General features: G+C 70.0%; 14 protein-coding genes and 1 pseudogene. 8 read left to right on the top strand and 7 right to left on the bottom strand.

Annotated elements, in window-relative coordinates; all coding sequences use genetic code 11:
* Positions 1 to 33: 33 nt before the first annotated feature.
* Positions 34 to 1,416, bottom strand: a complete 1,383-nt coding sequence (locus tag FPZ11_RS04540) for an FAD-dependent oxidoreductase (protein ID WP_146318757.1) — start codon at positions 1,414 to 1,416, stop codon at positions 34 to 36.
* Positions 1,413 to 2,108 (bottom strand): aquaporin, encoded by a 696-nt coding sequence (locus tag FPZ11_RS04535; RefSeq protein WP_146318755.1) that lies wholly within the window; start codon positions 2,106 to 2,108, stop codon positions 1,413 to 1,415. Before FPZ11_RS04535 ends, FPZ11_RS04540 begins: the two co-directional genes overlap by 4 nt.
* A gap of 48 nt (positions 2,109 to 2,156) precedes the next feature.
* Between FPZ11_RS04535 and FPZ11_RS04530 the strand changes: the two are divergent.
* Both FPZ11_RS04530 and FPZ11_RS20220 read left to right on the top strand, forming a co-directional pair.
* A pseudogene (locus FPZ11_RS04530) lies at positions 2,157 to 2,835 on the top strand (arsenate reductase/protein-tyrosine-phosphatase family protein).
* Positions 2,832 to 3,500 (top strand): arsenate reductase ArsC, encoded by a 669-nt coding sequence (locus FPZ11_RS20220; RefSeq protein WP_146318753.1) that lies wholly within the window; start codon positions 2,832 to 2,834, stop codon positions 3,498 to 3,500. The pseudogene FPZ11_RS04530 and the gene FPZ11_RS20220 overlap by 4 nt, the downstream one beginning before the upstream one ends.
* A gap of 10 nt (positions 3,501 to 3,510) precedes the next feature.
* Here FPZ11_RS20220 and FPZ11_RS04520 read toward each other — a convergent pair whose 3' ends face one another.
* Positions 3,511 to 4,833 (bottom strand): NAD(P)-binding domain-containing protein, encoded by a 1,323-nt coding sequence (locus FPZ11_RS04520; protein WP_437438617.1) that lies wholly within the window; start codon positions 4,831 to 4,833, stop codon positions 3,511 to 3,513.
* Positions 4,834 to 4,955: 122 nt separating this feature from the next.
* Here FPZ11_RS04520 and FPZ11_RS04515 point away from each other — a divergent pair, with 122 nt between their 5' ends.
* Positions 4,956 to 5,270 (top strand): ArsR/SmtB family transcription factor, encoded by a 315-nt coding sequence (locus tag FPZ11_RS04515; protein ID WP_146322695.1) that lies wholly within the window; start codon positions 4,956 to 4,958, stop codon positions 5,268 to 5,270.
* Between the two features lie 20 nt (positions 5,271 to 5,290).
* On the opposite strand, the gene FPZ11_RS04510 is transcribed toward FPZ11_RS04515, so the two are convergent.
* The 3 genes from FPZ11_RS04510 to FPZ11_RS04500 form a co-directional block, all read right to left on the bottom strand.
* Positions 5,291 to 6,340, bottom strand: coding sequence for a zeta toxin family protein (locus tag FPZ11_RS04510; RefSeq protein ID WP_146318749.1), 1,050 nt, complete (start codon positions 6,338 to 6,340; stop codon positions 5,291 to 5,293).
* Complete coding sequence (locus FPZ11_RS04505; protein ID WP_146318746.1) at positions 6,337 to 6,654, bottom strand: hypothetical protein; 318 nt, start codon at positions 6,652 to 6,654, stop codon at positions 6,337 to 6,339. Before FPZ11_RS04505 ends, FPZ11_RS04510 begins: the two co-directional genes overlap by 4 nt.
* A gap of 511 nt (positions 6,655 to 7,165) precedes the next feature.
* Positions 7,166 to 8,599 (bottom strand): lipase maturation factor family protein, encoded by a 1,434-nt coding sequence (locus FPZ11_RS04500; RefSeq protein WP_146318744.1) that lies wholly within the window; start codon positions 8,597 to 8,599, stop codon positions 7,166 to 7,168.
* A gap of 241 nt (positions 8,600 to 8,840) precedes the next feature.
* Here FPZ11_RS04500 and FPZ11_RS04495 point away from each other — a divergent pair, with 241 nt between their 5' ends.
* Together FPZ11_RS04495 and FPZ11_RS04490 are read left to right on the top strand one after the other, a co-directional pair.
* Positions 8,841 to 9,899, top strand: a complete 1,059-nt coding sequence (locus tag FPZ11_RS04495; RefSeq protein ID WP_146318742.1) for a TerC/Alx family metal homeostasis membrane protein — start codon at positions 8,841 to 8,843, stop codon at positions 9,897 to 9,899.
* The gene (locus FPZ11_RS04490) at positions 9,883 to 10,680 is read left to right on the top strand and encodes a PP2C family protein-serine/threonine phosphatase (RefSeq protein WP_246846526.1); all 798 of its coding nucleotides are present in this window, start codon (positions 9,883 to 9,885) and stop codon (positions 10,678 to 10,680) included. The genes FPZ11_RS04495 and FPZ11_RS04490 overlap by 17 nt, the downstream gene beginning before the upstream one ends.
* A 6-nt stretch (positions 10,681 to 10,686) precedes the next feature.
* Here the strand turns inward: FPZ11_RS04490 and FPZ11_RS04485 are convergent, their stop codons facing one another.
* Complete coding sequence (locus tag FPZ11_RS04485; protein ID WP_168203732.1) at positions 10,687 to 11,208, bottom strand: hypothetical protein; 522 nt, start codon at positions 11,206 to 11,208, stop codon at positions 10,687 to 10,689.
* A 107-nt stretch (positions 11,209 to 11,315) separates the two neighbouring features.
* Between FPZ11_RS04485 and FPZ11_RS04480 the strand changes: the two genes are divergently transcribed.
* From FPZ11_RS04480 to FPZ11_RS04470, 3 genes are read left to right on the top strand one after another with little or no spacing between them, the layout of a single operon-like run.
* Positions 11,316 to 12,158, top strand: a complete 843-nt coding sequence (locus FPZ11_RS04480; RefSeq protein ID WP_246846525.1) for an FHA domain-containing protein — start codon at positions 11,316 to 11,318, stop codon at positions 12,156 to 12,158.
* 30 nt (positions 12,159 to 12,188) lie between these two features.
* Positions 12,189 to 13,883: a protein kinase domain-containing protein gene (locus tag FPZ11_RS04475; protein ID WP_146318736.1), complete on the top strand. Its 1,695-nt coding sequence runs from the start codon at positions 12,189 to 12,191 to the stop codon at positions 13,881 to 13,883.
* Entirely contained in the window at positions 13,880 to 14,578 is a 699-nt protein-coding gene (locus FPZ11_RS04470) for a hypothetical protein (RefSeq protein WP_146318734.1), read from the top strand. The genes FPZ11_RS04475 and FPZ11_RS04470 overlap by 4 nt, the downstream gene beginning before the upstream one ends.
* Positions 14,579 to 14,597: the final 19 nt, after the last annotated feature.

The raw sequence follows: 14,597 nt of genomic DNA, 5'->3' as shown, positions 1-14,597 counted from the left end.
CAGGAACAGCCTGGCTGAGCCATGTGATTCTGCCTAAACCAGCAGGCTCGCCCTGGTGGCCGACCACGCCTGCGCCGCGACCTGCACGGCGTCCCAGGGTGAGCCGAGGGGCGGGGTGTAGGAGAGGTCGAGGTCGCTGATCTGCTCGATGGTGAGCCCGGCGTAGAGGGCGGTGGCGTAGGTGTCCACGCGCTTGGAGACTTCGGTGCCTCGTCGCCCGACGAGCTGCGCGCCCAGGAGCCGGCCGTCGCGGGTGTCGCCGGTGATGCGGAACTGGATGGGGTGGGCTCCGGGGTAGTACCGCTTGTGGTCGTCGGCCGCCGCCGCGGTGGTCATGGCCGCGTAGCCGGCTCCCTCGGCCTCGTGATCCCGGAGCCCGGTGCGAGCGGCAACGAGGTCGAACACCTTGACGACCTGGGTGCCGACGGACCCGGCGAAGCGCGCGTCGCCGCCGATCGCGTTCTCGCCCGCGACGCGGCCCTGCTTGTGCGAGGTCGTCCCCAGCGGCAGGTAGGTCACCCCGAGAAGGCGGTGGTGGGTGATGATGCCGTCGCCGGCCGCCCACACATGGGGCAGGCCGGTGCGCATCCATTCGTCCACCACGACCGCGCGGCCCGCGCCCAGGGTCGCCCCGGCCTGCTCCAGCAGTTCGGTGTTCGGGCGCACGCCGACGACGACGAGCACGAGGTCGGCGGTGCGCTGGATCGGCTCGCCCCGGTGGGTGCCGGTGACGGTCAGCCCGGCCGGGGTCTTCTCGATCCCGGTGACGGTAGTGTCCGTGACGACCTCGACGCCGTGCGCCTCGATCTCATCCCGCACCAGCGCGCCGAGTTCCGGGTCGAGGGTGGAGAGCACTTCGGAGCCGCGCTGGAGCTGCGTCACGCGCAGCCCGCGGACGGTGAACGCCTCGGCCATCTCCAGGCCGACGTAGCCCGCGCCGACGATGATGGCCGACTGCGGTTGCCGGTCGGTCAGGTCGCGGTCCAGGGCGAAGGTGTCGCCCATCGAGTGGATGACATGCACCCCGTCCTCCGGGCCGAGCCGGTCGAGGCCGGCGATCCCGGCGTGGGACGGGAGTGCCCCGGTGCCGACCATCAGCTCGTCGTAGGCCAGTTCCTCGATCTGGCCGTCCGGGTTGCGGACTTCGAGGCGATGCCCGGACACGTCGATGCCGGTGGCGTAGGTGTTCAGCCGCAGCCGCATCCCGGTCGCCTCCAGGTCCGCCGCGGTGCGGTGCGCGAGCGACTGCCACGGCTGCACCTCCCCGGTGAAGTAGTACGGGATGCCGCAGATCGAGAAGTTCGGGTACTCGTCGGCGACCACGACGGTCACCTCGGTCGCGGGGTCGAGCTCGCGGGCGCGCAGCGCGGCGGAGATCCCGGCGTCGCTGCCGCCGATGGCGATCAGGTGGGTCATAGGGTTGCCTTTCTCGGGAACAGGACGAGGACAAGGGCCAGGCCGAGCGCGCCGCCGACGAGCTGCGCGCCGATGAACCACGGCACGCAGCCGGGGGCGATCCCGGCGAAGGTGTCGGAGAAGATGCGGCCGATGGTCACCGCGGGGTTGGCGAACGACGTGGACGAGGTGAACCAGTACGCCGCGCCGATGTAGGCGCCGACCGCGGGACCGACGAACGCGGCCCGGCCGGTGCGTACAAGGGCGAAGATCACCAGCACCAGCCCCGCGGTCGCCACGACCTCGGCCAGCAGATGCCCGGCGCCCAGGCGGTCCTTGCTGGAGATCGTGGTGGCGACGCCGAACATCGTGTTCGCCAGCACCGCCCCGCCGATGCCGCCCGCGATCTGCGCGACGACGTAGACGCTGATCTCGACCGGCCCGCGCCGGGCGCCGAGGGCGCGGTCGGCGAGGGTCACGACCGGGTTGAGGTGCGCCCGGCTGACGGTCTGGAACACGAGGATGAGCACCGCCAGGCCCAGCGCGGTCGCCAGCGAGTTCTCCAGCAGTTGCAGCCCCACATCCCCCGGCGACAGACGCTCGGCGGCGATGCCCGAGCCGATCACGACCGTCACGAGCAGCCCCGCGCCGAGGAACTCGGCCAGGGCACGGCGCCAGAGCGGGGCGACGGCAGGGGGCGGTGAGGGGGTCATCGCGGGATCACCTTGACGACGATACATTGCTGAGTCACTATTGAGGTAATGAACGTTGAGGAAACTAGCCTGGCTGGGCGGGTGGCGCGGTACGCGGCGCTGGCCGACCCGGTGCGCCTGCGGATCATGGACCTGCTCACCCTGGGCGACGCAGCCCCGGTCGAGTTGCAGACCGAACTCGGCATCTCGTCCAGCCTGCTCGCGCACCACCTGAACCTCCTGGAGCGGGAGGCGATGCTGATCCGCACCCGGTCGGAGGCCGACCGACGCCGTACCTACCTGCGCCTCGCCCCCGCCGCGTTCGACGGGCTCATCCCGACGCCGACCCTCGGGGTGAGGCGGGTGGTGTTCGTCTGCACCGGCAACTCGGCGCGCTCGCAGCTCGCCGCCGCGCTCTGGCACGACGCGAGCGATGTCCCGGTCGCCTCGGCGGGCACGCACCCCTCGGACGCGATCGAGCCGGGCGCGCTCGCCGCCGCCGAGCGGCACGGGCTCACCCTCCGCGCCTCCCGACCGCGGGCGCTTCCGGACGTGGCCGAGGCCGACGACTTCCTGGTGACGGTCTGCGACACCGCCCACGAAGAACTGGCCGGCGGGGGGCCGGCTGCATTGGTCGGTCCCGGACCCGGTGCGCGCAGGGACCGATGCCGCGTTCGATGCCGCGTTCGAGGACATCGCCTCCCGAATCCAAAGCCTCGCACCCCGGCTAACCACGACGAAGGGATGACGACGATGCCCCACGAGCACGAACGTCATGCGTCCATCACCATCGACCAGGAGGCGGCCCTTGCCACCAGCGCCGAGCGCCTGACGCGAGAGTTCGCCGGCACCTTCGGGCGGGAGACGATCGACCGCTCCCTGCACGCCTCCTACGCCGACCTCGCCGCACGCGCCACGGTTCCGAACTACCTGCCCCTGCTGACCGAGAAGTTCGCCCGGCAACGCCTGCGCGCACTCGCCAAGGTCGATGGCCTCCAGGTCGATGGCAAGCCGACCGTGCTGTTCCTGTGCGTCCACAACGCCGGCCGCTCGCAGATGGCACTCGGCTTCTTCCAGCACCATGCCGGCGAGCACGCAGTCGGCTGGTCCGGCGGCTCCGAACCGGGCGAGCGGATCAATCCGGTCGCCGTCGAGGTCATGGCAGAGCGAGGCATCGACATCGCCGGCGAGTACCCGAAGCCGTGGACGGATGAGGTCGTGCGCGCCGCCGACGTGGTGATCACGATGGGCTGCGGCGACGCCTGCCCGATCTTCCCCGGCAAACGCTACGAGGAATGGACCCTGCCCGACCCCGCCGGCTGGACGCCCGAGGGAGTCCGCCCGGTGCGCGACGAGATCGAACGACGGGTGCTGAGCCTGCTGGCCGAGTTGAGCGTGCCGACGCGCTCCTGAGCGATCGCCGTCACCGGGTGGCAGAGACGGGCGCGCGCCCGATCTGGAGCACCTTCGGTGCCGGAGCGCAGCACGCCTCGCCCTTCGCCGCGTCCGGGTCGTCGAACAGCCCCGCGCCCCCGCATACGCCTGTCTCGGGCAGTACCAGCTCGACCCGCGCAGCGGCCTCGTGGTCGCCGGAGAGCTGCGCGACAACGCTGCGGACCTGCTCGTACCCGGTCAGCGCCAGGAACGTCGGCGCGCGGCCGTAGGACTTCGCTCCCACGATGAAGAAGTCGGGCTCCGGCTGGGCGAGGTCGGCCGCGCCGGTGGTGCGCACCGACCCGCAGGAGTGGATGTTCGGGTCGATGTCCGCCGCGATCCGCACCGGCGCCTGCAACCGGGCATCCAGTTCCAGCCGAATCTCCGACAGGAACGACAGATCCGGCCGGAAGCCGGTCAGCACGACGACGCGAGCGGCGGGATCGAGCGCGCGGCCGTCCTCGGCGGTGAGGACCGCGCCCTGATCGGTGGTGTCGATCCGCTCGGTGCGGAAGCCGGTGACCAGGGACACGATGCCGTGGTCGACGGCATCCTTCGCGCGCTCACCGAGCGCACCGCGGGCCGGAAGCTGGTCCGCGTCCCCGCCGCCGAAGGTCGAGCCGACACCATCGCGGCGCAACGCCCAGGTGATGCGAGTCTCCGGGTACTGGCGGGCGATCCGGGCCAGCTCGGTGACAGCGGTGATGGCCGAGTGCCCGCTGCCGAGGACGACCGTGTGCCGCCCCGCGTATTCGGCAGGGTTCTCGAACGCGGGAATCCGGTACGTCAGGAAGCCCGTGGCCTCGGCCTCGCCGATCGTCGGCAATCCGTCAGCACCGGCCAGGTTCGGGGCCGACCATGAACCGGATGCGTCGATCACCGCACGCGCCTCGATCCGCGACTGGGCGCCGCCGGGTTCCTCGACGTGGACGACGAAGGGCTGCTCGGCGCGACCGGCATCCACGAGAAGGTCGCGGCCCTTCCGACCGATTCCGGTCACGCGCGTCCCGAAGCGCACTCGTTCACCGAGGGCGTGAGCGAGTGGAGCGAGGTAGTCGGAGATCCACGCCTCACCTGTCGGGTATCCGTGCTCGTTCGCGCGCCATCCGCTAGGCGCCAGGAGGCGAGCGGCGGCCTGGTCGATCAGCTCGGGCCACTCCGAGAACAGGCGGACGTGCCCCCACTCGGCCACGGCTGCCGCCGGCCTGGTGCCCTGTTCCAGCACCAGCGGCTCCAGGTCACGCTCCAGAAGATGCGCCGCCGCCGCGAGCCCTTGCGGTCCTGCACCGATCACCACAACGGGAAGTCCCACTATCACTCCTCGTATCGACTAGCATCAATACATCGAGAATCCTCGATACATCGAGCAATGTCAATACGACCCGATGGAGCTGCACCGTGATCGACACCCTCCCCGCCGTCGCCACCGAGGACATGACGTGCTGCGCGACCGTGACCGGCGGCGCCCTGGAGACGGATCAGGCCGAGCAGATCGCCCGCGTCTTCAAGGCCCTCGGCGACCCCACTCGCGTCCGGCTGCTGTCCCTCATCGCTGCCAGCGACACCGGGGAGCTGTGCATCTGCGACCTCACCGACCCGGTCGGCCTCGCGCAGCCGACCGTCTCGCACCACATGAAGCAGCTCGTAGACGCCGGGCTCGCCACCCGCGAGCAGCGCGGCAAGTGGGCCTACTTCCGCGTCATCGACGGCGCGCTCGAAGGCGCGGCGCGTAGCCTTCTGCCGCGGTGAGGTTTCCCTTGCGCCTCTGCTCAGCGTCCGATGCTCGGCGGCTCGTGACCGGGCACGTCACGCGACGGGGCGGGGCGGTAGGGCGGGAGTGAGCGCCGGAGGGTCTGCCCGATCCGTCCGACGATTCCCGGCGGCTCGGGCACACTGACCTTCAGGGCGAGTCGGCGGTGCGTCTGCTGTTCCTCCAGCGCCCGCACGTCGGCGCTCGGCTCGTCCCTCGCCAGCTCGATCATCCGGGCGGCGTCGTCTTGCAGCCGCCGGTAGGCCGGCGCGGTCCTCGGGCTGAGGTAGCCGCGCCGGGCAAGGGCGGCGCCGAACACCGCGCCGTAGTCCGCGAGCCAGCCGACCGCCTCGGCCGGGGTGAGCTGTCGGGTCTGCTCTCCGCGCAGCACGTCGGCCGCGCTGGGCTCCTGCTCCCACGCGCCGGCCTGGGTGCGGTGGTTGTCGTAGAGGCGACGGTCGCGGGCGTAGACCTGGATACGGGCGGCGGCGGGCAGCGCCTCCAGCGCGGCCACGACCTCGGGGGAGCCGGCCAGCGCCGTCTCGTGCGCCTCGGGCGGGGTCCAGCGACCGACCTCGCCGCGCCGGGCGCGCAGGAACCGCTCCTCGGCCGCCAGCCGCGACACCGCGGCGGGGGTTGCGACGGCGACGACCTCAACACGGTAGCCGGCCTCCGCGAACCGGGCCGCGGTGCCGGTGACCATCGCCGGGTCGCGGAAGGTGCCCTCCAGCAGCACCGGGTAGCCGTGCTCGATCGCATGATCCAGGGCGAGCCGGATCAGCCCGCTCGAAGTCGGCGCGGTCGCGGCCGGCATCCCCAGCGGGTCGTCCACCGCCAGCTCGCGGTAGCCGGGGTAGTAGGCGCGCAGATCGTCCCCGGTTATCGACACCAGCTCGGGGTGCTCCGCGAGGATCGCCGCCTGCGCTCTCGTCTTGCCCGCGGCGGGCTGGCCGCCGAGCAGCACCAGGAGCCGGTCGCCAGCCGGAACCGGTGGGAAGATCGCCTGCCGCACCGCGGCTTCGAACACCTGCCGCAGCCGCGCCTCGTCGGGCGCGCCGGGTTCGCTCACGCGATCCGGCGGCTCGCCTGGCCGGTCAGGGCGTCGATCTCATCGAGCCACGCCTGCTGCTGGGCGATCAGCCCGAGCCGGTCGTCCGGATCCAGCGCCGTGCGCTGCTGATTCACCAGGCGCACCCGTGCGGCCCAATACTCGCGCTCGCGCTCGTCGGCCGTGGCGAGCTGCCGCTCGATCAGCACGGAGGCCAGGGTGGTCGCGCCCTGGGCGGTCATGTCGTAGAGGGCCACGTCGCTCACGCGGGGCTCGTCGTCGTACCAGGCGCGCAGAGACTCGGCCGGGATCGCGCTCGGAATCGTCACGCTCATGGGATCACCTCTGCTTCGTCGTTCCTCATTCTACCTTGCCGGTCTGCTCCCGCCCCGGACCCGCTCCCTGCTGTTGGCGGGGTCGGGACGGAGGGTGCAACATCCGAGCAGAGCGAGCGGTGTTGCGGCATCCGGCGCGACCCCGCAAGCTGGGAGAGCGGGTCAGGCGCGGGCTTCTCGTCACACTCGACAAGCGACCCGAGGCACCAGGATTACCCGCCTCCGCAGGGGCGGAAACGTGGCAACATTCTGGCAACGAACGCTGACGACGAGACGTTCCCTGACGCACTCCACGCACGCGGAACCCCTGTAAACACAGGGCAGAACGGGGTCCGGCACGCAGTTCCGGGGGAGCCGAACCCCCTCTCACGGCGGTAACGCGGGTTCAAATCCCGCTGGGGTCACATCAGAAGCCCGGTTCTCTTCTTGCAGGAGAACCGGGCTTCGTGCATGCGTCGACGGCACCGGGGACGACCGGTTCTGCAGTCGCTGCGGTCCGCATGGGACGCCGTCACTCTGGCGGTCCCGTCAGCGTCACCGGCGGCACGAGCTCCGTGACGTGCTCGCGCACCCACCACACGTGGTCGTGGCGCAACTGCTCCCAGCTCGAGAACCGGTAGAGGTAGAGCGACGCCCGCACCATCGCTGGACGCTCGCTGCCGAACGGGGCGGAGCGGAGCATCCTCAGGGTCGCCGGGTCGGCCTCGAGCAGACGCTGGAGCAGACGGTAGAACCAGTCCTCGTTGCGGGAGCCGAGCGCGAGGAACCACATCAGCCAGTCGAGCCGCAGGTGATATGGGGCGTATTGACGTGGCAGGCGGTGAGGGTCTCCCGGTTTGCCCTTGAACTCGTACTCGCGCCACACCGCCGTGAGAGCATCCGTCGTGTCCGTCGCCTCGATCACCACCTCGTAGCGCTCCTTCGTCACGGAGCCGAACGCGCCGTAGGCGTTCACGAGGTGCCACCTGTTGAAGCTCGCGTTCATCAGCTGGCGGCGGGCGAAGAGATTCTTCAGCGGCCACCAGCTGAGCCAGAGCAGGAGGATGCCGACGACGACGACCACGACGAAGAACCAGATCGGGGTCACGGTGTGGTCGGTGTGCGCAGGCATGGCCGCGATGACCGCGTGTGCGACAGGGTCGGAGATCGCGCTGAACGCCAGGATGATCGTCAGCACGTTGAGCCAGGCGAAATTGCCCGACGCCACCAGCCACAGCTGCGTGAGAATCACGATCGCGGCAGCGATGGATGCCACGGGCTGCGGCGCGAAGAGCAAGAACGGAACGACCAACTGGGCGAAATGATTGCCGAGCACTTCGATGCGGTGGAACCACCTCGGGAGGTGGTGGAAGAACCAGCTGAGCGGCCCCGGCATCGGTTGCGTCTCGTGGTGGTAGTAGAGCGCGGTGAGGTTGCGCCACGACCGGTCGCCACGGATCTTGATCATGCCTGCGCCGAACTCGAGCCTGAAGACCAGCCAACGGAAGAACACGATCATGATCACGGGCGGGGCCTGGTCGTTCGAGCCGAGGAACGCGGCGGCGAAACCGGCCTCCAGCAGCAGGGACTCCCAGCCGAACGCGTAGAAGGTCTGGCCGACGTCGACGATCGAGAGGTAGCCGGCCCAGATCAGGAGGAACGCGACCATCGTGGCCCACGACGGCGCCAGCTGCGGCAGCCCGCCGACGAGGCTGGCGGCGACAAGTGCGCCCGCGCCCGCGACGGTGAGCAGCAGTCGGTCGGAATAGCGCCGACGAAACAGAGTGGGGGAGAGACGGTCGCCCATCCGCCGCACGAAGGCGGGAGCCGGCTGCAGTCCTCGCTCACCGAGCAGAACCGGAAACTGAGCCAGCGTCGACAGGAAGGCGACGAGATACACCGCGGCGATGCCTCGAAGAAGCACCTGTCGCGCCAGTTCATACCCGGTCGCGTCGAACCACTCCATACGCTGCCAAGGTAGGCGCCGAGGCATGGGTGCTCAAGGCATCCGTGCAGGTCGCGGGCGCGGCAGCCCGGTAGACTCGTGGGCGCGAGAGGGAGTATCCCACCGGCCGCCTACGTGGTCGGCGTTGCGATCGTCATCACGAGCCGTTCGGCTCCGGTCGCACGGCGTGTGAGAGCGCGGGAGAGACTCTCGTCACGAGACGTACCCGTTTCGTGACGAGAAACTCGAAAGCCTCCCCACCATGGCAACCGCCCTTCCCGTCTGGTTCGAGATCACCTCGATCCTCGTGCTCTGCCTCTTGCTCGCCGCCGACCTCGTGCTCGCCGTGAAACGGCCGCACGTGCCGAAGCCGCTCGAGGCCGCGCTGTTCGTCGGAGGCTACGCCCTGCTCGCCGTGGTCTTCGCCGCGACGCTGTACTGGATGGGGGATGCCGAGCACGCCGGCCAGTTCCTCGCCGGCTGGCTGACCGAGTACAGCCTCAGCATCGACAACCTCTTCGTGTTCATCGTGATCATGGCCAGGTTCGCCGTGCCGCTGAAGTATCAGCAAGAGGCTCTTGTCGCGGGAATCATGATCGCGCTCGTGCTGCGCGCGATCTTCATCGTGATCGGTGCGCAGCTGATCGACAACTTCAGCTGGATCTTCTACCTGTTCGGAGCGTTCCTGCTCTACACCGCCTACACGCAGGCGTTCGGGCATCACGACGGCGACGGCGAGAACGACAACGCGCTCACGCGGTTCGCGCGCCGCCACCTCAACGTGTCCGACCAGTTCAACAAGGGCAAGCTGCGCATCACGATCGACGGCAAGCGCTCCTTCACGCCGATGCTGCTGGTGATCGTGGCGCTGGGCACCACCGACCTGTTGTTCGCCCTCGACTCCATCCCGGCCATCTTCGGCATCACCACGAGCCCGTTCCTGGTGTTCGCCGCCAACGTGTTCGCGCTGATGGGGCTGCGGCAGCTCTACTTCCTGCTCGGCCACCTGCTGGCGCGGCTGCGTTACCTCAAATACGGCATCGCCGCGATCCTCGTCTTCATCGGCGTCAAGCTCGTTCTGCACGCCCTCCACGAGAACCAGGTGCCGTTCATCAACGGCGGCCGCCCCGTGGAATGGGCCCCCGAGATCGGCACCTGGGCGTCCCTCGGATTCATCGCTGCGGCCATGGTTGTGGCTACCATGGCAAGTCTGACCAAAATGTGGGTAGACCGCCGCGCAGAGATGTCGTCGGCACAGAAGGACTCAAGGCAGGAGAACGCGATCAGTGGAGCTGACGCTGGCGGTGAGCGCCCGCACTGACACGGGCCGCGTTCGCGCGGTCAATGAAGACGCGGTGCTCGCACGCAACCCCGTGTTCGTGGTGGCCGACGGCATGGGAGGACACGCTCGCGGCGATCTCGCCAGCAGCTCCGCCGTGCAGGTGCTGCACGAGCGCATCCCGGAGGGCGCGCAGGTCACCCCGAACGACGTGCTCGACGCGGTCTCCGCGGCGAACGACGCCGTGCGCGCCCTGTCGACGGCGGATGCCTCGGGCGTCGCCGTCGCCGGAACCACTCTCTCCGGCGTGGTCGTCGTCAACGGCAGCGGCACGGGCACGCGTTACTGGATGATCATCAATATCGGCGACTCGCGCGTCTATGGCTGGGACGGTGCCAGGCTCACACAGCTGAGCGTTGACCACTCGGCGGTGCAGGAACTGCTGGACGCGGGCGCGATCAGCGCGGACGAGGCGGGCGGGCATCCAGAACGCAACGTCATCACGCGGGCGCTCGGCGCCGCCGACGACATCGACGTCGATGTGTGGATGCTGCCCGTCGACGGCGAGCAGACCTTCCTGATCTGCTCCGACGGGCTGAGCAAGGAGCTGCGCGACGACGAGATCGCCGCGATCCTGCGCGAGCATCCGCACGACCATCGGCTGGCCGACGTGCTGACGGAGGCCGCGATCGCAGCCGGCGGGCGCGACAACATCACCGCCGTCGTCGTCTCATCGTGGCCGACCTGGCCGGAAGACGACCGCGACACCGTGGAACGACCGGTACGCCAGCAATACCTCGAAGACACGCGCCCTCGAGTGTGACCGACATCACATTCCCCGACCCGAAGAGCGAAGGATGACGAACGTGCTCACTGCCGAACTCACGGCTCCTGGCGGCTGGCTGGCCGCCGTGATCCCCGGCCGGCTCGTGGTCGTGCACCATCCGGTGGACGATCCCGACTTCGTGGCACGGCTCTGGGCCGCACTCTGCGACGACGACGGCATCCGTCTCGTGCTCGACGAACTGACCAGGAACGGCCTCGGCAGCGCGCCGGGGTTCGTGCTGGCGGAGTGGAACGGCGCCGACACGGCGTTCGACGGCCGGTTCATCGTGCGCGGCGACGCCGGGGTGGCGCTGGAGACCGCCGACGGCACCTCCGACATCACGGCCGCCGGCGTCTCGACGTGGGTCGAGCGTCCCGTCTCGTCGGTCACCGGATTCCGCATCGAGTGCCTGCCCGCCGAACCGTTGGGCGGCTCTGCGCTGCCGCTCGCGGTCGGAGCGGCGTGGGTGAGCTCGCTGTCGTACGGCACGTCGGCGATCGGATTCGCCGCGGTCTCCGAGAGCATCCCGGCGGCCGACTGGCGAGCAGCAGCACCGCAGGCCACGCCGGAAGCGCAGACGGCCCCCGTCGAGCCCCCCGGCGGCGACCGCGTTCATCGAGCCGGAGCCGCCCGTGGCAGAGGCGGCACCGACATCCGCGGCCACCGTCGAGGCGCCCGGGGTCGACCTGTCCGCCGCGGCCACCTCCGACGACATCGATCGCACGATCGCCGACCTCGAGGTGACGGTCGCCGGAGAGGATGCCGTCGAGCCCGACCTCACGCACGCACCGGAGACGCCCGCCTCCGACGCCTCTGGGGACACGACCGGCTACGACCACCTGTTCGGTGCGACCATGATGCGCAGCATCGAGGATGCCGCGGCACGCCCCCAGCACGACGAGGGCGAGGGTGCGGAGACATCCGCCTCCGTGCCGGCCGTCGGCGTTCCGCCGGTGCCGACGTCGGCGTTCGGCGCGGCAGCAGCGGCGCCGGCGACGCAGGTGCCGGAGCCGCTCGGCGACCACGACGGGCTCACCGTGATGAGCGGCGACCTGAGGGCGCTGCGCGAGGCGGCGACCGCACTGCCCTCCGAGCCAGAGGCGCCGCTCTTCGGTGATGTGCGGCATCCTGCCGAGGCCGGCTTCGTGCTGCAGCTTCCCGACGGCCGCAACGAGCCGATCGACGGCATGGTGGTAGTCGGCCGCGCCCCGAGTGTGAGCAAGATCGCCGGCGACAAGGTGCCGCGGCTGGTCACCGTCGACAGTGTGGAGCACGACATCTCGCGCAACCACGTGCAGCTCACCGTCGAGGGCGGCACCGTGGTGGTCACCGACCTGCACTCGCGCAACGGCACGCTGATCGCCCTGCCAGGCAAGACGCCGCAGAAGCTGCGCGCCGGCGAGCCGACATCGGTGATCACGGGAACGGTCATCGATCTGGGCAGCGGAGTGACCCTGGGCGTCGCACAGGCATGAGCAAGCGTTCCCCGTCACAGGCCCCCCGACCTGCCGGGGTACGGCTTCGAGCGACTGCTCGGCTCCGGCGGCTTCTCCGACGTCTTCCTCTACGAGCAGAAGCTGCCACGTCGCAAGGTGGCGGTGAAGGTGCTGCTGACCGACGAGCTCGACCAGCAGTCGAGGGCGCACTTCGTCTCAGAGGCGAACGTGATGGCCCAGCTCTCGGCGCATCCCTACATCGTCACGATCTATCACGCCGACGTGTCGGGCGACGACCGGCCGTACTTCGTCATGGAGTACTGCTCGGGGCCGTCGCTGGCCGAGCGTTACAAGCGTGAGCGGTTCGAGGCCGAAGACGCCCTGCGCATCGGCGTGCGGGTGGCGAGCGCTGTGGCGACGGCGCACGCGGCGGGCATCTTGCACCGCGACATCAAGCCAGCGAACGTGCTGACCAACGACTTCGGCTGGCCGGCGCTGACCGACTTCGGCATCTCGTCGACCCTCGAGGACGAGCTGCCGATGCACACGACGACACTCTCCTCGTTGCCGCGCAGAAGCGAGCAGGACACGACCACCAAACAATCGGTCGGCCTGTCGGTGCCGTGGTCGCCGCCTGAGATGTTCGACGACGACCCGCGACCTGACGTGCGCAGCGACGTGTTCTCGCTGGCCGCGACCGTCTACACGTTGCTGGCCGGGCACACGCCCTTCGAGATCCCCGGGCGATCCAACGGCACGCTCGACCTGATCGGGCGCATCGAGCGCGGCGCGATCACGCCGCTCGATCGGCCCGACGTGCCGCGCACCCTCGTCGCCGTGCTGGCCAAGGGAATGGCGACCAAGCGCGAAGACCGCTTCACGTCGGCCGTCGAGTTCGCCAGGGCGCTGCAGCGGGTCGAGCTCGAGCTCGGCTACGCGCCGACGGGCATCGAGGTGCCGAACCTCGCGGTGGCGGCGCCGCGCACCGAGCCGGCGACGGCCGCCGACTCCGCCGACGAGACGAGGATGCGCCCGGTCGCCACCGTCGTCGCCCAGCCGCTCCCGCCGCGACCGGTGCAGCCTGCCGCGCCGTCGCAGCCGTCGCGCGGGATGCAGCCGCCGCCTCCGGTTCCCGGCACCGTGTCCTCGGCGCCGAACGCGGACGCCACCCGGCTGCGCGAGGTGCACACGGTGCAGGCACAGGCACAGGCATCCGCGGCGCCCGTCACGCCTGCAGGCACGGGTGTTCCCGACCATACGGTGCTGCGGCCCGCGCCGTCGCGACAGACAGCCGGCGCGCAGGTCGAGCCGGAGCAGGAGCTCGTCGAGACCGCCGAAGGGAGCGCGCCGCGTCGGCGCACCGGACTCATCGTGGGCATCGGCGTGGCCTGCCTCGTGCTGGTCGGCGGCGGTGTGGCCGCCGCGACCCTGCTGGCGCCGCACGCCGGCTCCACGACGCAGACCGAGGCGCCGGGCGGCAACGACGGTCAGATCGACGTGTCGACTGTTCCCGACCCCGTGAAGGGCACCGTGGTGAAGAGCGCCGATCAGACGAGCGTCACGTTCACCTGGAAGAACCCGAAGCCCAAGAAGGGCGACACGTACCAGTGGCTCCAGGAGGGAACCACGCACGGTCCGACGCAGACGATCACGCCGACGGCGACGGTCACCGGCCTGCAGCCCGGCTCGAACGTGTGCATCGACATCGATATCGTCCGCGGCGGCCGCACGTCGCCCGACAGTCTGAAGATGTGCTCATCATGACGGTGCTGACGATCGACTACTGCGGTGAGGAGTACCGCATCGACAGCCCGGGAGACTTCTCGATCGGGCGCGACTCCGATCTGTCGATCGACGACAACCCCTATCTCCATCGCCGGTTCCTGCGCGTGTTCGACGAGCACGGCATGTGGTGGCTCGCGAATGTCGGAACGCTGCTGACCGCGACGGTCACCGACGGCACCGGTGGAGTGCAAGCGTGGCTCGCGCCCGGCGCAAGGCTGCCGATCGTGTTCGAGACGATGCACGTCATGTTCAGCGCGGGTCCGACCACCTACGACTTCACGATCCACAACGCCGACGACCTGTACAGCACTTCGCGCATCCTGCAGGAATCCGGCGGTTCGACCACGATTCTCCCGGTGACGCTCACCACGAGTCAGCGCCAGCTGATCGTGGCTCTCGCCGAGTCCGTGCTGCGCCAACAGGTGCCGGGGCGGGGGAGCGTGCCGACCTCGGCGGATGCCGCAGCGCGGCTCGGCTGGTCGCTGACCACCTTCAACCGCAAGCTCGACAACGTCTGCGACAAGCTCGACAAACTCGGGGTCGCGGGGCTTCGCGGCGGCGCCGGAAAGCTCGCGACGAGCAGGCGCGCGCGGCTCGTGGAGTATGCGGTGGCGACGCATCTAGTGGGTGCGGAAGACCTCGCGTTGCTGGAGCCCGGCGCCACCGAAACGTGACGTGATCGGGTGATAGACC

Origin of the sequence: Humibacter ginsenosidimutans, assembly GCF_007859675.1 — a bacterium.
GTDB lineage: Bacteria > Actinomycetota > Actinomycetes > Actinomycetales > Microbacteriaceae > Humibacter > Humibacter ginsenosidimutans.
This window is presented reverse-complemented; position numbering and strand designations above follow the sequence as displayed.